Consider the following 17454-nt stretch of genomic DNA (forward strand, 5'->3'; position numbering starts at 1 on the left):
AACGCGCTCGCGGCGCTTTTCATGTAACGAAGTGCTACAGTTGCGTGGACAGCTAAGGCATTTAGCCATCTAGGTCTTCAGCAGCGGGCAAAGGTTTTACACCGGCTGGTTGCTCGCTGACAATTACTACCGATTCTGCAACAGTTTCAAAATGCTGCGCGGACCTTATGCGACATGCTTCACGCCATGGAAACCCGGACGTTTCCTAAACCCGTGGCGTGAGTTATAAAGGCCGCTTATGTCCTCCAAAAGGGGTGGGGAATGGAATCAAAAGAGAAACAACTAACGGAACTGCTCGGGCTTACAGCTCGCACCCTCACGCACCTCACGGCTTCCATGACCTCAATGTCTTTTGAGCTGATGCGCAGTGAGGATGAAGTAACCCGTTCGGCAGGACGCCGCATGATCGACCGGATGGCCACCATCAGTGCCGGGCTCGATGACCACTGGCGTTTGATCGGCGAACTGACCGGTGTGCAGGTTTCTCAGGAACAGGTCGAGACCGTTCATGAGATTCAGCTCAAGCGCAAAGTGGTCACCCCCATCGGCGGTTCGGCTTCCTGATCTCCATCCTTTGCTCAGGTGAGCTATCGGCTCGCCTGATGCTGCCAGATTCACGGCACTGACGTTTCTGGTGAAGTGTTGCGCCAGGCGCCATAGTTTTGTTTTCGCGATCACCCCGGTCGCCCTACAAAAACTTGAGACTGGCAATGACCAAGACTCTCCATCACCGTGCCTGTCATTTGTGCGAGGCCATTTGCGGCCTGACCATCGAAACCACCCTTGAAGACGATGCCTGCGTTCGCATCACATCGATCAAAGGCGACGCGCTAGACACGTTCAGCCGAGGTCACATCTGCCCCAAGGCGGTGGCCTTGCAAGATATTCAGAACGATCCTGATCGCCTGCGTCAGCCCATGCGCCGCATCGGCAGCGAATGGCAGCCCATCGCCTGGCAGGACGCGTTCGACCTGGTGGCCGAGCGTCTACTGGACATTCAGCAGCGTCATGGACAGAACGCCGTCGCGGTCTATCAGGGCAACCCGAGCGTCCACAATTATGGGCTGATGACCCACAGCAATTATTTTCTCGGCCTGCTGAAGACGCGCAACCGATTCTCCGCGACCTCGGTGGACCAGTTGCCTCATCATCTCACCAGTTACTTGATGTACGGCCATGGGCTGTTGCTGCCGATCCCTGACATTGATCACACCGATTTCATGCTGATTCTGGGCGGCAACCCGCTGGCCTCCAACGGTAGCATCATGACCGTCCCCGACGTCGAGAAGCGGCTGAAGGCGATCCAGGCGCGGGGCGGCAAAGTCGTGGTGGTCGATCCCCGGCGTAGCGAAACAGCGGCCATCGCCGACCAGCATGTGTTCATTCGCCCCGGTGGTGACGCCGCGCTGCTCTTTGGACTGCTGCACACGCTGTTCGCCGAAGACCTGACCCGCGACAGTCATTTGCCGGTCGATGGCCTCAAAGACGTACGTGCCGCCGTCGCGCACATGGATGCCGACACCATGAGCCAACGTTGCGGCGTGCCTGCCGAGCAGATCCGTCAACTGGCGCGGGACTTTGCCTGTGCCGAAAGCGCGGTGTGTTACGGGCGCATGGGCGTTTCGACGCAAGCGTTCGGCACGCTTTGCCACTGGCTCGTGCAATTGATCAACCTGGTGACCGGCAACCTTGATCGTGTAGGCGGCGCGCTCTGTACCGAGCCTGCGCTCGATCTAGTGGCCTCGACATCGGGCGGCAGTTTCAATCGCTGGCAGAGTCGCGTCTCGCACTTGCCCGAATACAGCGGCGAGCTCCCGGTGTCGGCGTTGGCGGAGGAAATGCTCACTGAAGGCGACGGCCAGGTGAAGGCATTGGTGACGGTGGCTGGCAACCCGGTGTTGTCGACGCCGAATGGCCGCCAGTTGGACCAGGCGCTCGAAGGGTTGGAGTTCATGGTCAGCATCGATCTCTACATCAATGAAACCACGCGGCACGCCGATCTGATCCTGCCCTCGACGTCGGCGCTGGAAAACGATCACTACGACACGACCTTCAACCTGTTCGCCGTGCGCAACGTTACCCGCTTCAATCGCGCCATCCTCGCCAAACCCGAGGGCGCGCTGCACGACTGGGAGATTTTCGTCGGTTTGGCAAAGGCCTTCGCAGCGCGGGCCGAGCGCGAATTGAAACCGACCGTTTCCCCTGCACACATGATTGATCGCGGTTTGCGAGCGGGCGCTTATGGTGACGCCTCGGATGTGAAGCTGTCGTTGGAAACGCTTCGTGATTACCCCCATGGGTTGGACCTGGGCGCACTCAAACCCAACCTTGCCACACGCCTGAAAACCGCCAATCAGCACATTCAGGCTGCGCCGGAGGTGATCCTGGCCGATCTGGTGCGGTTCGCTGCCGTACCCGCACCGTCTCCGGACCAGCTCCTGTTGATTGGGCGGCGCCATGTGCGCAGTAATAATTCCTGGATGCACAATTATCACCGGCTAGTAAAAGGCAAGCCGCGTCATCAGCTGCTGATGCACCCGGACGACCTCGCCCATCGCGGCCTGAGCGATGGGCAGCGGGTGCGGGTGAGGTCACGGGTGGGGATGATCGAGGTCGAGGTGCTGGGCAGCGTGGACATGATGCGCGGCGTGGTGAGTCTGCCTCACGGGTGGGGGCATGGGCGGCCCGGCGTGCAAATGGACATTGCCCGTGAACAGCCGGGGCAAAGTGCTAACGACCTGACTGACGAGCAGCAGCTCGATGCGCTGTCGGGAAATGCTGTGCTCAACGGAGTACCGGTGACTGTCGCGGCGGCATGACGCTCATCATATTTATAGGGCCGATTAAGGCCAAGACCGAGCGTTACGCTAGGGAATCGGTTAGAATGCGCCACCGTGTCGACTCATACAGTCGTAAAGTTAAGCCGAGGTGCTCCATGGATATCATCGAAACGATCAAAGACCAGATTGCCAAAAACACCGTTCTGCTTTATATGAAAGGCGCTCCGAATGCCCCGCAGTGCGGCTTTTCCGCCAAGGCGTCCCAGGCATTGATGGCGTGTGGCGAGAAGTTCGCGTACGTCGATATCCTGCAGAACCCGGAAATTCGTGCCAACCTGCCGAAATACGCGAACTGGCCGACGTTCCCGCAATTGTGGGTTGATGGTGAGTTGGTTGGCGGCAGTGACATCATTGTCGAGATGGCCGCTGACGGTTCGCTGCAGCAGTTGGTCAAAGCTGCGGTTGAAAAGAACGCAACGGCCTGATTGGGCAGTTGGTGTAAAGAGCCCCGGTCTCACGCGAGATACGGGGCTTTTTTATGCCCACTAAAAAGCCCCGTCTGGCTCATCACCGGGCGGGGCTCGTGACAGGGAAGGCCAGTATCAGTCTTCTTCGCCCATCTGCGATTGCAGGTAATTTTCGATGCCGACTTTGTCGATCAGGCCCAGCTGTGTTTCCAGCCAGTCGATGTGTTCTTCCTCGGATTCGAGGATGTCTTCAAGGAGTTCGCGGCTACCGAAGTCGCCAACGGTCTCGCAGTGGGCAATCGCGGCTTTCAGGTCGGCATGGCCTTTGCGCTCGATCTTCAGGTCACATTCCAGCATTTCCTTGGTGTGTTCACCGATCAGGATTTTGCCGAGGTCTTGCAGATTGGGCAGACCCTCAAGAAACAGGATGCGCTTGATCAGTTTGTCAGCGTGTTTCATCTCGTCGATGGATTCGTGGTATTCGTGCTTGCCCAGCTTGTTCAGGCCCCAATCTTCGTACATGCGCGCATGCAGGAAATACTGGTTGATCGCGACCAGCTCGTTTCCGAGGATCTTGTTGAGATGCTGGATGACGGTAATGTCGCCTTTCATGATCGAGGTCCTGTCGAAGATGTTCGTATATAAGCCGCAAGTTTGGGCCTCGGACAAGCCAGTGTCAAACCTAAGTTATTGAATAATAAGTGAAAATAAATAGGAATAAGAATGTTTGTGTTCCGCATCTTATCGCTAAGCGCTTGAATTACAGACATAAAAAAACCGGACAGAGTGTCCGGTTCCTTTGAATAGGGTAAATCAGGCAGCTGAAAATTCTGCGGGGTAGGCGAGGGCGGCATGTGTGGTTTGTAATTCCGTCAGTGTTTCACGGACCACTTCCTTCGCCAAGCAGGCACATTTCCCACATTTGCTGGCGACACCCAAGGTCTCGCGGACTTCACGGTAGCTGCAGCATCCTTCCATGATTGCTTCGCGGATTTGTCCGTCGGTAACACCTTGGCAGAGGCAAACATACATAAATAAAAGACCGTCGCTGAGTGATTTGCTCATGTGCGACGGATACTAATGTTAATGAGAATGCTTGTCAAAACTACTTCCTGAACCTTGGCTGAAGATCGATGAGTGGTCAGTTCCAAGGCGCCTCAGATGCTGTTTCTGTAGCCGCGAGCAAGCTCACTTCTACAGGTATTGCGCTCAGCCAGCATAAAAAAACCGGCCACGGGGGCCGGTCTTTACGTTCGAGAGAAGGCGATATCAATCGTCGAAGTCGTGCCAGCCGCCCATTTCTTTCCAGCGATTGACGATGCCACAGAACAGCTCAGCGGTCTTTTCCGTGTCATAGCGGGCCGAGTGGGCTTCGCGACCGTCGAAGTCGATGTCTGCCGACTGACACGCCTTGGCCAGCACGGTCTGACCATAAGCCAAGCCCGCCAGTGTCGCGGTGTCGAAGCTGGAAAACGGATGAAACGGGTTGCGCTTCATGTCCAGTCGCGCAACGGCCGCATTGAGAAAGCCCAGGTCGAAGCTGGCGTTGTGTCCAACCAGAATCGCCCGCTTGCAGCCATTGGCTTTCAGCGCCTTGCGTACGCCACGGAAGATGTCATTCAGCGCGGTTTCTTCACTCACCGCCATGCGCAGCGGGTGATCGAGTTTGATGCCGGTGAATTCCAGCGCCGCCGCTTCGATATTGGCGCCCACGAACGGCTCGACGCGGAAAAAGTGGGTGTGTTCCGGGAACACAAACCCCTTTTCATCCATGCCAATGGTGGTCGCGGCGATCTCCAGCAACGCGTCGGTGGCAGCGTTGAAGCCCCCGGTTTCTACGTCGACGACGACCGGCAGATAGCCACGAAAACGTGCTGCCATCGGATGCCTGGAGCCTGTCCCGCCGCCAGAGCCTTCCTGATCGTCGTCGTAATGGTCTTCACTCACGCGTGTTCCTCCAGCAGGCGCCAGCGCAGTTGTTCACCGGCGCGCAGCGGGATGACGGACAGCTCGCCAAACGGCAGGCTGGCAGGGGCGGTCCATTCTTCACGAACCAGGGTGATGGTATCGGTGTTGGCAGGCAAGCCGTAGAACGCCGGGCCATTAAGGCTGGCGAACCCTTCGAGCTTGTCCAGCGCGTTGCGTTGATCGAACGCCTCGGCGTACAGCTCGATCGCAGCGTAAGCGGTGTAGCAGCCGGCACAACCGCAGGCGGCTTCCTTGGCGTGCTGCGCGTGCGGCGCAGAGTCGGTCCCCAGGAAGAACTTGCTGCTGCCACTGGTCGCGGCGTCGAGCAGCGCGACCTGATGGGTGTTGCGCTTGAGGATCGGCAGGCAATAGAAGTGCGGACGAATCCCGCCGACCAGCATGTGATTGCGGTTGTAGAGCAGGTGGTGCGCGGTGATGGTCGCACCGACGTTGGCCGACGCCTCGTTGACGAACTGCACGGCATCGCCGGTGGTGATGTGTTCGAACACCACCTTCAGCGTCGGGAATCGCTCGACCACTCGACGCATGTGCTCGTCGATGAAAATCTTCTCGCGGTCGAACACGTCGATGTCGCCACGGGTCACTTCGCCGTGGATCAACAGCGGCATGCCGACTTCGGCCATCGCTTCGAGGACCGGAAAGATCTTGTCGACGCTGGTCACCCCAGAGTCGGAATTGGTCGTGGCACCTGCCGGGTACAGCTTGGCGGCGTACACGAAGCCGCTGGCCTTGGCGGCGCGGATATCATCGGGCTGCGTCACGTCAGTGAGGTACAGCACCATCAGCGGCTCGAAGCGGCTCCCTTGAGGGCGCGCTGCGAGGATGCGCTGGCGATAGCCATCGGCTTGCTCCGCGTTGCGCACCGGCGGCACGAGGTTCGGCATGATGATGGCGCGGCCAAAGGTACGCGCAACGTCGGCGACGGTGTGGGGCAAAACAGCGCCATCACGAAGATGGATATGCCAGTCGTCGGGGCGCAGGAGGGTCAGGCGGTCGGACATTGGGGGGATTCCAGGCGGGCAAACTCGCTGGGAATGCTACCGGAAAAGACTCCTCCAGGCACCCGCTATCAAGTTTTGCAGCAAGTAACCGATAGACACGTGTAAGCGTTGAATTTATTACGCGGTGAATTTTTTGTGGAGCCTACCGTGCGCCAGCGATATCTAGCCCTGCTCAGCGTGTTTGCCAGCCTGCCGGCCATGGCTCTCACTTTCCAGACGCGTCTGGAGAATATCGAGTGGAAGGTAGAGGGCGATCAGTTCGAGTGCCGCCTGAGCCAGCCCATCACCGATTTCGGTGCGGGCGAGTTCGTGCGTCGCGCGGGTGAGCAAGCGATTTTCCGACTGAAGGCCAACGGCTACGCCCTCGCGTCAGGGTCTGCGATGCTGATCGCTGCGGCGGCGCCGTGGCAGCCAGGCAGGGGGGATCTTAACCTTGGCGCGGTCAGGGTCGGGAATGGCGACATCCCATTCAATACCAACCAGGCCCAAGCCAGCCGGCTGATCGCAGGGTTGATGGAAGGGCGCAGTCCGGTCATTCGTCATGTTTTGCGCGATGGCGGGGGGGCGATGGAAGTTCGCCTGCTGCCGGTCAAGTTCAGTCACGCGTATGGCGACTTCCAGCTGTGCACCGCGAAACTGCTACCCATGAACTTCGATCAGGTCCGGCAAGCCGAGATTGGCTTCCCCGGTGGCGGTATCGATCTCGACGCGACGGCCAAGCGGCGCCTCGACACCGTATTGGCCTATATGAAAGCAGATCCCACGGTCAATCGCGTCGAGCTGGACGGGCATTCGGATAACAGCGGCAATCGCCTGACCAACCGTGATCTGTCTCGCCGCCGTGCGCTGGCGGTGATGGATTACCTCAAGGCGCAGGGCGTGCCGGAAGAGCAAATCACGCTGCGTTTTCACGGTGAGCAGTATCCGCTGGTGCCCAACACCAACAACGCCAACCGCGCGCGCAACCGTCGCGTGAACATTCATCTGGATCGTGTGCCGGAACCTGCCATGGCACCTGTTGCCGCGCCAGCCGTGTCGCCTGCTCCAGCCACGGCCCCTTCGCCTGTGCCTGCACCGTCGACGGCGTCGGGTACCGCGCCAGCGAAGACCTCCTGAACGCTTGGTATCGAGTCGTGCGTTCGACAGAGTCTGTCGCTTCGTCGTCAGAAGCTGTCGCGACACTGTAAATCCACGCGGCTGAACGGTAGAATCTCCGGTTTTCCGTACAACGCGTTGGAGTGAAGGCATGGCGGACGTTAACAAGGTAGTTCTCGCGTATTCCGGTGGCCTGGATACTTCGGTGATCCTGAAGTGGCTGCAAGATACGTACAACTGCGAAGTGGTGACTTTCACCGCTGACCTGGGTCAGGGCGAGGAAGTAGAGCCAGCCCGCGCCAAGGCGCAGGCCATGGGCGTCAAAGAAATCTACATCGACGATCTGCGCGAAGAGTTCGTGCGTGATTTTGTGTTCCCGATGTTCCGCGCCAATACCGTCTACGAAGGCGAGTACCTGCTGGGCACGTCCATCGCACGTCCGTTGATCGCCAAACGCCTGATCGAAATCGCCAACGAAACCGGCGCAGACGCCATTTCCCACGGCGCGACCGGCAAAGGTAACGACCAAGTCCGTTTCGAGCTGGGCGCCTACGCCCTCAAGCCAGGTGTGAAAGTGATAGCACCCTGGCGAGAGTGGGACCTGCTGTCCCGCGAGAAGTTGATGGACTACGCCGAGAAGCACGCCATCCCGATCGAGCGTCACGGCAAGAAGAAATCGCCCTATTCCATGGACGCCAACCTGCTGCACATCTCCTATGAGGGCGGCGTGCTGGAAGATACTTGGACCGAACACGAAGAGGACATGTGGCGCTGGACCGTTTCCCCGGAGAACGCGCCTGACCAGCCGCAGTACCTCGAACTGACCTACCGCAACGGCGACATCGTCGCACTGGACGGCGTCGAAATGACCCCGGCCACCGTTCTGGCCACTCTGAACCGCATCGGCGGTGAGCATGGCATTGGCCGTCTGGACATCGTCGAAAACCGTTACGTCGGCATGAAGTCCCGCGGCTGCTATGAAACCCCTGGCGGCACCATCATGCTCAAGGCTCACCGCGCCATCGAGTCCATCACCCTGGACCGCGAAGTCGCTCACCTTAAAGACGAGTTGATGCCGAAATACGCCAGCTTGATCTACACCGGTTACTGGTGGAGCCCTGAGCGTCTGATGTTGCAACAGATGATCGACGCGTCGCAGGCTCACGTGAACGGTGTCGTTCGACTGAAACTGTACAAAGGCAACGTGATCGTCACCGGCCGCAAGTCCGACGACTCTCTGTTCGATGCCAATATTGCGACCTTCGAAGAAGACGGTGGCGCTTACAATCAGGCCGACGCAGCGGGCTTCATCAAGCTCAATGCACTGCGTATGCGTATTGCCGCGAACAAGAACCGCAAGTTGTTCTGATCCCGTAGTTGCGCCTCAGGTGCAGTCCCATTCGGGGCTGCACCGTTCCTGATACCCGCCTGATGTTCTTTCTCCATTGGCTCGACGATTCAAACCGCGAATGTAGGAAAGTGCGTCCTGCCGCCGATGAGCGATATCTGAAACTTTCGCCTGGACGATGGTGTGTGCATGGGTGCCAACGCGGCAAGTGCGTGGTTTTCAGGCGTCGGGCGTATTCGGACAGGGGGGCAAAGGTGAGTCCACAATCGGTGCATTCTTGAATTCAAACCGATAGGCCTTACCAATATTCCAGACATCTCTCACACTGAGTTCCAATAACTGAGCGATTTCGGGCACCGTATAGCCCAGGGTTGAAAAGTGCATGGCATGGCCCGCCACGACGTCGTCAACTGGCGCTAGCTCGCACTCTCGTGGCAAACGTGACCCCCTGACCGGCCGACTGTAAAGAATTTTCAAGCCATGTTCAGACGCCAGTCGTTTGATCTCTTTGCGGTTCATCCGCAGTGAATACTGAAGCGCTGAAACTCCGGCGCCTTTAGCGACGAGCCCCTTGAGCTGTTCGACCTTCGAGGCCATGTGCGCATCTGCGTCGGCATCGACGGCTTTTCGTTCGGCTTCTCCGGGCACCTCCCCACTTTCACCCTCGGGCACGATGTCGATGATGCCACCTTTAGCCACATAGGCTTCAATGGCCTCCGCGAGTTTAAGAGGAGGATTAATGGTTGGAGAAACCCCTGTTTTTTTAGTCATGGTTTATTCCTTTGAACGTGTTGATATCGACGGCCCTCTCGCGGGCCGGTGGTGCTTGATCAACCAATTTCCAAGTCGGACGCGGTATGCAAAGTTCAGTCGGGTCCGGCTCGCCCAAAAAGGTCAGGCAAGAAAAGAACGGTGATAGCGGCGATACCCAATAAGTAATGGGCGACAAATAGTCGTTTTTAGTTGCCGAAATTTGGGGCTTGCTGAAGAAAAAAGTAACCATTGATTCTGGCTTTGGCAAGTAAAAAATAAAATTTCAGGCATTTGTTATTAGGCCGGATTGTCCGTCTTACATATTCGGAAATATGGTCTGTTAGTGCTGTAGTATTTTTCTGGTTTGTCGGAAGTTGTCTGGATTTGCAGAGCGAGATGGTATTACCTGAATGTCGGAAGAACACCGGTCATCACAAACTAATGTGTTGGCAGTTTTGGACAGTTCCAATTGATAAAAGTGAATAGCTCATTTGGAGGCACTCGACGCCGGTTCGCTTGAGGTTAAGACGCTCGTCGACAGGCGCGTCTTGCAGGACGGGGGCTTCAGAACAAACGGATAGTGGCGTAGGAAATTTCGTTAAATATTTATATATAGAAAATAATTTTTCTAAGCGTATATTTTTAAACGCTCTTTTAGGGTTTTTGAACGGGTTGTGTTTTGCAATATTTTATGATTGATGTTGTATGGCATGTCTGAAAGATCGGCATATTCTGTGGGGCAGTGGCTCTCATGGTGGTATGAGGGCAATCCGTAATGCCGGGAAGGAGGGACACGGAAATGTCAGACAAGCTGGTTTCTCCCCGGGGGCTCGGACGACGGCCCCTACCGGGAGGTGGAGCATGCTAATAGCGTGGGTGAAATATTCGATCTGTTTCGATATCGCGACTCGATATAAGGCCGCCGCTCAGTCTGGGGTAAAAAGTCGACTCGGTGCATATGTGCCCTGATTGCCCGGCTGAGGCGGGCACACTGCATGATCGGTACATCGGAAAGATGATGAGATATTTGAAATTTAAAGCGGATGAAGCAGATTTTGTAGGACTTTTCTGTTGCTTCAGTAGGAAAGGTCTTTGCCTGCTAGTCCGCAGGGAGGAGCGCCATGCAAAGCACTAAACGACTAAGCTATTGTGCGGGCTCTGAAAATTCGAACAGCAAAAGAATGGACTGCACATGAATAAAGTGTTGATCGTGGACGATCACCCTGTCATTCGGCTCGCCGTACGCATGCTGATGGAGCGGCACGGTTATGAGGTCGTCGCAGAGACGGACAATGGCGTGGATGCGCTGCAGCTGGCTCGTGAGCATCTCCCAGATATCGTCATTCTGGACATCGGCATTCCCAAGCTGGATGGACTGGAAGTCATTGCCCGCCTCACGGCCATGACGTTGCCTTTCAAAGTGTTGATCCTGACGTCTCAGTCGCCAGGGCATTTTTCCATGCGTTGCATGCAGGCCGGAGCTGCGGGTTATGTGTGCAAGCAGCAGGACCTCACCGAGCTGTTGAGTGCGATCAAGGCGGTGCTGTCCGGGTACAGCTATTTCCCTAATCAGGCCCTGCACACCGTTCGCTCAAGTCTGGGCAACGCCAGCGAAGCGGAAATGGTCGACCGCCTTTCTGGTAGAGAAATGATGGTGCTGCAACAACTGGCAAGGGGTAAGACGAATAAGGAAATTGCCGATGGGATGTTTCTGAGTAACAAGACAGTCAGCACCTACAAGACGCGTCTGCTGCTCAAGCTCAATGCGCATTCGCTGGTGGATCTGATCGAACTCGCACAACGCAATGGGCTGGTTTAACGTCCATGACAAATGCCGTGCCCCGTGACTTATCGAAAGGGTTCAGGTGGCACCCGTTGAATCTTTTGTCATCAACTCAAAGCCTCTCACATTCAGGAGAGGCTTTGAGTTGGGTGGTCAGAGATCAAAGTCGTAATCAGCCAATTGCTTTTGCAGTCGACGCTCTTCCAACAGATTATCGATGGTGCGGCGCTTGCTGAGGTTGGTTTTCGCTGTTTCCACAGGTACTTGCGCGGCTTCGTCTGAGTCTACGGAAACGAAGTCGTCATCTACATCGATCTGCTCTTTGTCATCGCTCATGAAGTTGACCCCAGCTGAGACTGTCATTGGCGCACCTTATAGCGACAAACCTTGAGCGGGTAAAAAAGATTTTTTCAATCGATCGAAGATTTATAACCCTATCGCTCAATCGTCAGAGGTTTTCTGCTTGTACTCGCACAGGTCTTCGATGCGACAGCTGCCGCATCGAGGCTTCCGCGCTACGCACACGTAACGCCCGTGCAGAATCAGCCAGTGATGCGCATCCAATAGATAGTCTTTCGGCACGAATTTCATGAGCTTGTTTTCCACTTCAACGACATTTTTTCCGGGCGCGACGCCTGTTCGGTTACTCACCCGGAAGATGTGAGTGTCCACTGCCATCGCCAACTGCCTGAATGCGGTGTTCAACACCACATTGGCGGTCTTGCGTCCTACGCCGGGCAAGGCTTCCAATGCCTCGCGGGTCTGCGGAACTTCGCCGCCGTGTTGCTCGACGAGCATTCGGCAGGTCTCAATCACGTTCTTTGCTTTGCTGTTGTAGAGGCCAATGGTCCTGATGTATTCCGACAGGCCTTCAACCCCCAGAGCGTGGATGGCCTGGGGTGTATTGGCCACCGGGTACAGGCGCGCCGTCGCCTTGTTGACGCTGACGTCCGTGGCTTGCGCCGAAAGGATGACCGCAATCAACAGTTCGAAAGGGGAGCTGTAGGACAGCTCGGTTTTAGGGTCAGGATTGTCTTCGTGGAGACGGCGAAAAATTTCCAGACGTTTTGCTGCATTCATGACGTGCGCTTTCCCTGGGTACGTTCAGATCAGGTGTTGCATGGCGAGTACCGGTAGCGGTGAGGCTATGGGGTTTCGAGAGCGTTCAGTGCCTGTTCGGCTTGAGCGAGTTCTGCGTTCAGTGAGGCAATCCGGTCAGCAGGCAGATTGGCGGCTTGGGCTTTGCTCAGGGCTGCACGGCGCATGGCCAGTTGAATCTTGGCGCGGTTCAGCGCGGCTTTGTCGGTCTTCGCACCAGGAACCTGGTCCGTCATGGGGGCCGCAGGAGCCAGAGAGCTCAGGGGCGCGGCAGGTTTCAGCGCTGCCAGTGCGCGCTCGGCCTCTTCGAACGCTGTTTGCAGCTCGACCAACCGTGCAGCCTGCTCCGCGATGGGGGGATGACCGAACGCTTTGAGTGATTTGTTCAATTGGGCGCGGCTCATGGTGACGTTGACACGCGCCTGTTTCAGGGCCGCATCGGTATCGGCTGCCTTTTGAGCTCTAACCCGCTCCAATGCACCGCCAACGTCTGTCTTGGCCGGGGATGTACTGTCGGGTTTGTGCTGGCGGGCGAGACGCTCGGCTTGGCGCTGATGCGCTTCACGCTGCAGACGCGCCTTCCGCGCCTCGAAACGCTGGCGTGCGTGGCCGCGTTTGGTGGCGCGGGCGACCCGTTGCGCTTCACTGAACGCCAGCCCTCCAACGATCGGTACTATCGCCGGGGATGGCAAAGCGACCAGATCGATGCAGTCGACGGGGCAGGGCGCCACGCACAGGTCGCAACCGGTGCATTCGTCGACGATCACGGTGTGCATCAGCTTTGCAGCGCCCACGATGGCATCCACCGGGCAGGCCTGAATGCACTTCGTGCAGCCAATGCATTCCGCTTCACGGATAAAAGCCACTTGCGGAGGCGCACTGCCGCGTTCGATATCGAGCGGGATCGTTGGCACATTCAACAGGCGCGACAAAGCAGCAATGGTTTCATCGCCGCCAGGAGGACATTTGTTGATGGCTTCCCCGCTGGCGAGCCCTTCGGCGTAGGGCTTGCAGCCGGGGTGACCGCATTTACCGCATTGTGTTTGCGGTAATAGGGCGTCAATCCGCTGAATCAGGTCCATGCTTTGACTCGGCCAACGACCCGAGGATCGTCGGCCACGCTCGGGTTACTTGATGCGCTGGCCCGGCTTGGCGCCGCTGTCAGGGCTCAACAGGTAGATCTCTTCGCCGCCCGGGCCGGCAGCCATCACCATCCCCTCTGACATGCCGAAGCGCATTTTTCGCGGCTTGAGGTTGGCGATCATCATGGTCAGGCGGCCCTCCAGCTCGGACGGGTTTGGGTAGGCACTCTTGATCCCGGAGAACACGTTGCGCTTCTCGTCGCCGATGTCCAGCGTCAGGCGCAGCAGCTTGTCAGCCCCTTCAACGTGTTCAGCTTTCTCGATCAGCGCCACACGCAGGTCAATGGCCGCGAATGCGTCGAAGTCGATTTCCGGCGACAACGGATCTTTGCTCAATTCGCCATTGCCTGGCGGGGTGGCGTTGGTGTCCGTTGCGCTGGCGGTCAGGTCTTCTTTGGAAGCGTTGGTCATGGCTTCCACTTTGGCCGGGTCGATGCGGGTCATCAGGGCCTGGAACGGGTTCAACTGATGATTGCTGAGCAGGGTCAGATGGTCGTCCCACGTGAGCGGCGAGACATTGAGGAAGCGTTCCGCATCAGCGGCCAGATTCGGCAGTACCGGCTTCAGGAAGATCACCAGTTGGCGGAACAGGTTGACCCCTAGCGCGCAGATGGCCTGCACCTCATCCTGCTTGCCTTCCACTTTGGCCAGCGACCACGGCGCCTTGTCGGCGATCCAGGCGTTGGCACGGTCGGCCAGGGCCATGATTTCGCGCATGGCGCGGGCGAAATCCCGGACCTCGTACGCTTCGGCGATGCTCGGTGCGGCTGCCAGGAAGGCGTCGGTCAGCTCCGGTGCAGCATTGCCAGCCACCAGCACGCCTGCGTTGCCTTTGTGGATGAAGCCCGCGCAGCGGCTGGCGATGTTGACGACCTTGCCGATCAGGTCCGAGTTGACCTTCTGCACGAAGTCTTCGAGGTTCAGGTCCAGGTCGTCGACGCCACGGCCCAGCTTGGCCGCGTAGTAATAACGCAGGTATTCCGGCGACAGGTGCTCAAGGTAGGTTCGCGCCTTGATGAAGGTGCCACGGGACTTGGACATTTTCTGGCCGTTGACGGTCAGGTAGCCGTGCACGTTGATGCCGGTCGGCTTGCGGAAGCCAGAGCCTTCGAGCATGGCGGGCCAGAACAACGCGTGGAAGTTGACGATGTCCTTGCCGATGAAATGGTACAGCTCGGTGGTCGAATCCTTGTTCCAGAACGCGTCGAAATCAAGGCCCGGCGTGCGATCGCAGAGGTTTTTGAAACTGGCCATGTAGCCGATCGGCGCGTCCAGCCAGACGTAGAAATATTTGCCAGGCTCGCCCGGGATCTCGAAGCCGAAGTACGGTGCGTCGCGGGAGATGTCCCACTGTTGCAAGCCCGAATCCAGCCATTCGGAAAGCTTGTTGGCCACGGCGTCCTGCAGGGTGCCGCTGCGGGTCCAACGTTTGAGCATGGCGTCAAACGCGGGCAGGTCGAAGAAGAAATGCTTCGAGTCTTTGAGCACCGGGGTCGCGCCGGAAATCGCCGACTTCGGGTCTTTTAGATCGGTCGGGGCGTAGGTTGCGCCGCATTTTTCGCAGTTGTCGCCGTACTGGTCCTCGGTGCCGCATTTCGGGCAGGTGCCCTTGATGAAGCGGTCGGCCAGGAACATTTTCTTTTCCGGATCGAAATACTGAGTCACGGAGCGCGTGGCAATGTGGCCGGCATCACGCAGACGGGTGTAGATCAAACTCGACAGCTCACGGTTTTCTTCAGCGTGAGTCGAATGGAAATTGTCGAAGTTCACCAGGAAGTCGGCAAAGTCGGCGCTGTGTTCAGCCTGGACGTTGGCGATCAGCTGTTCCGGGGTAATGCCTTCCTTTTCCGCGCGCAGCATGATCGCCGAGCCATGGGCATCGTCTGCGCACACATAGATGCACTGATTGCCGCGATGCTTCTGGAAACGTACCCACATGTCGGTCTGAATGTACTCGAGCATATGGCCAAGGTGAATGGAACCGTTGGCATAGGGCAGGGCGCTGGTGACGAGGATCTGGCGTGGCTCGGACATGGGGCTCGGCTACTTGAAGTGAAACGGAGGTCGGCCACTATAAAGGTCTGAGCGTTTTTTTTCATCCCGCACAGCGTGTCGGAATTCGCCCCGTCACCCGAAAGTAAAAGCCACCCCCCCTGATCCGACAGACGCGGTAGGATAGCCGCCTGTTTTGCTCAGTCTTTTTCGGGAGTGACCCATGAGCGCTGTCAATCGCGCAACGGTGGAAGCCGTCCTTCGCCAATACACCGATCCCTATTTGAACCAAGACCCGGTCAGCGCCGGTTGCGTGCGAGCCATCGACATTGACGGTGATCGCGTTGCCGTGCAGTTGGAATTGGGCTATGCCGCGGCGCTGTTCAAGAACGGCTGGGCGCAGATGCTGCAGCTGGCCATCGAGGGCCTGGACGGCGTTTCGTCTGCCAGGGTCCAGATCGATACATTGATCACTGCGCACAAGGCCCAGGGACAGATTCCGGGCTTGGCCAACGTCAAGAACATCGTTGCCGTGGCTTCAGGCAAGGGCGGTGTGGGTAAATCCACGACGGCCGCCAATCTTGCGCTGGCGCTGTCCCGCGAAGGTGCGCGGGTGGGAATCCTGGATGCGGATATTTACGGACCGAGTCAGGGCGTCATGTTCGGTATCCCGGAAGGGACTCGGCCGAAGGTAAAAGACCAGAAATGGTTCGTACCTGTGGAGGCCCACGGTATAGAAGTGATGTCGATGGCGTTCCTGACCGACGACAGCACACCGATGGTCTGGCGTGGCCCGATGGTGTCCGGCGCGCTGTTGCAGCTCATTACTCAAACGGCGTGGAATGATCTGGATTACCTGGTCATCGACATGCCGCCCGGCACAGGCGACATCCAGCTGACCCTGGCGCAAAAAGTCCCGGTCGCCGGTGCGGTCATCGTGACCACCCCACAGGATCTGGCGTTACTGGATGCGAAGAAAGGCGTGGAAATGTTTCGCAAGGTGAACATTCCTGTGCTGGGGGTTGTGGAAAACATGGCCGTTCATATCTGTTCGAACTGCGGCCACGCCGAGCATCTGTTCGGTGAAGGCGGGGGTGAAAAGTTGGCCTCGCAATATGGCGTCGAGTTGCTGGCATCGCTGCCGTTGTCGATGCTGATACGCGAGCAGGCTGACGGCGGCAAGCCCACCGCAATCGCTGAACCTGACAGCCAGATCGCGATGGTTTACCAAGAGCTGGCACGCCACGTGGGCGCGCGCATCGTGTTGCAGGAGGCCGCATCGCCAGCGATGCCGAATATTTCCGTCAGCGACGATTGATCGGTTGGAAGGGCGCGACTCCGTCAGGAGCGCGCTTGCCCCTGATTGCGGTCTGCCCCCTTGCAATGCGCCGCTGACCCACGATGTCGCGGGTCAGCGCGCTCCTGCAGAAAGCAGAGGCAAAACCTGCAGGCATAAAAAAACCCCGCTTTTGAGGGCGGGGTCTTTCGAAGCGATTCAGTACAAGTTAGATAACTTGAACTTCTTCAGCTTGCATACCTTTCTGACCGCGGGTAGCGATGAAAGAAACCTGTTGGCCTTCTTTCAGGCTTTTGAAGCCGTCGGATTGGATAGCTTTGAAGTGTACGAACAGGTCGTCACCGGATTGTGGAGTGATGAAGCCGAAGCCTTTTTCATCGTTGAACCACTTAACGGTACCGGTTTGGCGATTAGACATGGTGTATCTCCTTGGACAAAGTTAACTGCGACTCAGGAAGAACCCTGGCCGAGACTGAGTGCAAAGAGCAGGAAAAATTCTTGGAGATGGTTGGATCGAAATTCAACATCGTGTAGAGATTCTCAGTGACACAAGCAACACAGTGAAGCCACCTTAAACCTTTTTTTGGAATGTGCCAATGGGCGTGCGCCGTTTATTTCGACATACGCAGAACCCCGTGGCGACGCGCGCGAGCAATCTTTGAACCCGGAGCCTTGGCCCGGTAAGATGCCGGACATCTTTTTTCACCTC

At 57.5% G+C, this 17454-nt stretch carries 17 protein-coding genes; 7 read left to right on the forward strand and 10 right to left on the reverse strand.

The genetic code is table 11. The features are described 5' to 3' along the window. Window positions 1–261: 261 nt before the first annotated feature. The 3 genes from B3N48_RS01310 (at window position 262) to grxD (ending at window position 3265) form a co-directional block, all read left to right on the forward strand. Window positions 262–564 carry a hypothetical protein gene (locus B3N48_RS01310; RefSeq protein WP_296178724.1) on the forward strand — a complete coding sequence of 101 codons (303 nt, stop codon included), beginning with the start codon at window positions 262–264 and terminating at the stop codon, window positions 562–564. Between the two features lie 146 nt (window positions 565–710). Next, window positions 711–2819 (forward strand): molybdopterin oxidoreductase family protein, encoded by a 2109-nt coding sequence (locus B3N48_RS01315; RefSeq protein ID WP_296178725.1) that lies wholly within the window; start codon window positions 711–713, stop codon window positions 2817–2819. A gap of 116 nt (window positions 2820–2935) precedes the next feature. Further along, window positions 2936–3265 carry a Grx4 family monothiol glutaredoxin gene (grxD, locus tag B3N48_RS01320; protein ID WP_296178726.1) on the forward strand — a complete coding sequence of 110 codons (330 nt, stop codon included), beginning with the start codon at window positions 2936–2938 and terminating at the stop codon, window positions 3263–3265. Window positions 3266–3382: 117 nt separating this feature from the next. Here the strand turns inward: grxD and bfr are convergent, their stop codons facing one another. The 4 genes from bfr to pyrC all read right to left on the reverse strand — a co-directional run bounded on the left by bfr (window position 3383) and on the right by pyrC (window position 6237). After that, window positions 3383–3859 carry a bacterioferritin gene (bfr, locus tag B3N48_RS01325; RefSeq protein ID WP_296178727.1) on the reverse strand — a complete coding sequence of 159 codons (477 nt, stop codon included), beginning with the start codon at window positions 3857–3859 and terminating at the stop codon, window positions 3383–3385. 201 nt (window positions 3860–4060) lie between these two features. Next, window positions 4061–4279, reverse strand: coding sequence for a bacterioferritin-associated ferredoxin (locus B3N48_RS01330; RefSeq protein WP_296178818.1), 219 nt, complete (start codon window positions 4277–4279; stop codon window positions 4061–4063). 237 nt (window positions 4280–4516) lie between these two features. Next, complete coding sequence (gene rnt / locus B3N48_RS01335) at window positions 4517–5194, reverse strand: ribonuclease T (RefSeq protein ID WP_296178728.1); 678 nt, start codon at window positions 5192–5194, stop codon at window positions 4517–4519. Next, complete coding sequence (gene pyrC / locus B3N48_RS01340) at window positions 5191–6237, reverse strand: dihydroorotase (protein ID WP_296178729.1); 1047 nt, start codon at window positions 6235–6237, stop codon at window positions 5191–5193. Before pyrC ends, rnt begins: the two co-directional genes overlap by 4 nt. 147 nt (window positions 6238–6384) lie before the next feature. Between pyrC and B3N48_RS01345 the strand changes: the two genes are divergently transcribed. Next, on the forward strand, window positions 6385–7353 hold the full coding sequence (locus tag B3N48_RS01345) for a flagellar protein MotY (RefSeq protein ID WP_296178730.1): 969 nt from the start codon (window positions 6385–6387) through the stop codon (window positions 7351–7353). Window positions 7354–7483: 130 nt separating this feature from the next. Further along, the gene (locus B3N48_RS01350; protein WP_296178731.1) at window positions 7484–8701 is read left to right on the forward strand and encodes an argininosuccinate synthase; all 1218 of its coding nucleotides are present in this window, start codon (window positions 7484–7486) and stop codon (window positions 8699–8701) included. Window positions 8702–8899: 198 nt separating this feature from the next. Here B3N48_RS01350 and B3N48_RS01355 read toward each other — a convergent pair whose 3' ends face one another. After that, the gene (locus B3N48_RS01355; protein ID WP_296178732.1) at window positions 8900–9451 is read right to left on the reverse strand and encodes a hypothetical protein; all 552 of its coding nucleotides are present in this window, start codon (window positions 9449–9451) and stop codon (window positions 8900–8902) included. A gap of 1174 nt (window positions 9452–10625) precedes the next feature. On the opposite strand from B3N48_RS01355, the gene B3N48_RS01360 reads away from it, so the two are divergent. Further along, window positions 10626–11252: a response regulator transcription factor gene (locus B3N48_RS01360; protein ID WP_296178733.1), complete on the forward strand. Its 627-nt coding sequence runs from the start codon at window positions 10626–10628 to the stop codon at window positions 11250–11252. 117 nt (window positions 11253–11369) lie between these two features. On the opposite strand, the gene B3N48_RS01365 is transcribed toward B3N48_RS01360, so the two are convergent. The 4 genes from B3N48_RS01365 to metG form a co-directional block, all read right to left on the reverse strand. After that, complete coding sequence (locus B3N48_RS01365; RefSeq protein ID WP_296178734.1) at window positions 11370–11552, reverse strand: PA3496 family putative envelope integrity protein; 183 nt, start codon at window positions 11550–11552, stop codon at window positions 11370–11372. Between the two features lie 105 nt (window positions 11553–11657). After that, window positions 11658–12296, reverse strand: a complete 639-nt coding sequence (nth, locus tag B3N48_RS01370) for an endonuclease III (RefSeq protein WP_296178735.1) — start codon at window positions 12294–12296, stop codon at window positions 11658–11660. 65 nt (window positions 12297–12361) lie between these two features. Beyond that, window positions 12362–13396 (reverse strand): electron transport complex subunit RsxB, encoded by a 1035-nt coding sequence (gene rsxB / locus B3N48_RS01375; protein ID WP_296178736.1) that lies wholly within the window; start codon window positions 13394–13396, stop codon window positions 12362–12364. Window positions 13397–13441: 45 nt separating this feature from the next. Continuing rightward, window positions 13442–15490, reverse strand: a complete 2049-nt coding sequence (metG, locus tag B3N48_RS01380) for a methionine--tRNA ligase (RefSeq protein WP_296178737.1) — start codon at window positions 15488–15490, stop codon at window positions 13442–13444. A gap of 181 nt (window positions 15491–15671) precedes the next feature. Here metG and apbC point away from each other — a divergent pair, with 181 nt between their 5' ends. Next, window positions 15672–16766, forward strand: a complete 1095-nt coding sequence (apbC, locus tag B3N48_RS01385; RefSeq protein WP_296178738.1) for an iron-sulfur cluster carrier protein ApbC — start codon at window positions 15672–15674, stop codon at window positions 16764–16766. A 187-nt stretch (window positions 16767–16953) separates the two neighbouring features. Here apbC and B3N48_RS01390 read toward each other — a convergent pair whose 3' ends face one another. Further along, window positions 16954–17163, reverse strand: coding sequence for a cold-shock protein (locus tag B3N48_RS01390; protein WP_002554837.1), 210 nt, complete (start codon window positions 17161–17163; stop codon window positions 16954–16956). Between the last annotated feature and the right edge of the window lie 291 nt (window positions 17164–17454).

It is taken from the genome of Pseudomonas sp. UBA1879 (assembly GCF_002338065.1).
Classification (GTDB): Bacteria; Pseudomonadota; Gammaproteobacteria; order Pseudomonadales; family Pseudomonadaceae; genus Aquipseudomonas.

Coding starts and splice junctions, on each gene's coding strand:
- B3N48_RS01310 (WP_296178724.1), top strand. CDS start 262: ATGGAATCAAAAGAGAAACAACTAACGGAACTGCTCGGGCTTACAGCT.
- B3N48_RS01315 (WP_296178725.1), top strand. CDS start 711: ATGACCAAGACTCTCCATCACCGTGCCTGTCATTTGTGCGAGGCCATT.
- grxD (WP_296178726.1), top strand. CDS start 2,936: ATGGATATCATCGAAACGATCAAAGACCAGATTGCCAAAAACACCGTT.
- bfr (WP_296178727.1), bottom strand. CDS start 3,859: ATGAAAGGCGACATTACCGTCATCCAGCATCTCAACAAGATCCTCGGA.
- B3N48_RS01330 (WP_296178818.1), bottom strand. CDS start 4,279: ATGTATGTTTGCCTCTGCCAAGGTGTTACCGACGGACAAATCCGCGAA.
- pyrC (WP_296178729.1), bottom strand. CDS start 6,237: ATGTCCGACCGCCTGACCCTCCTGCGCCCCGACGACTGGCATATCCAT.
- B3N48_RS01350 (WP_296178731.1), top strand. CDS start 7,484: ATGGCGGACGTTAACAAGGTAGTTCTCGCGTATTCCGGTGGCCTGGAT.
- B3N48_RS01355 (WP_296178732.1), bottom strand. CDS start 9,451: ATGACTAAAAAAACAGGGGTTTCTCCAACCATTAATCCTCCTCTTAAA.
- B3N48_RS01360 (WP_296178733.1), top strand. CDS start 10,626: ATGAATAAAGTGTTGATCGTGGACGATCACCCTGTCATTCGGCTCGCC.
- B3N48_RS01365 (WP_296178734.1), bottom strand. CDS start 11,552: ATGAGCGATGACAAAGAGCAGATCGATGTAGATGACGACTTCGTTTCC.
- nth (WP_296178735.1), bottom strand. CDS start 12,296: ATGAATGCAGCAAAACGTCTGGAAATTTTTCGCCGTCTCCACGAAGAC.
- rsxB (WP_296178736.1), bottom strand. CDS start 13,396: ATGGACCTGATTCAGCGGATTGACGCCCTATTACCGCAAACACAATGC.
- metG (WP_296178737.1), bottom strand. CDS start 15,490: ATGTCCGAGCCACGCCAGATCCTCGTCACCAGCGCCCTGCCCTATGCC.
- apbC (WP_296178738.1), top strand. CDS start 15,672: ATGAGCGCTGTCAATCGCGCAACGGTGGAAGCCGTCCTTCGCCAATAC.
- B3N48_RS01390 (WP_002554837.1), bottom strand. CDS start 17,163: ATGTCTAATCGCCAAACCGGTACCGTTAAGTGGTTCAACGATGAAAAA.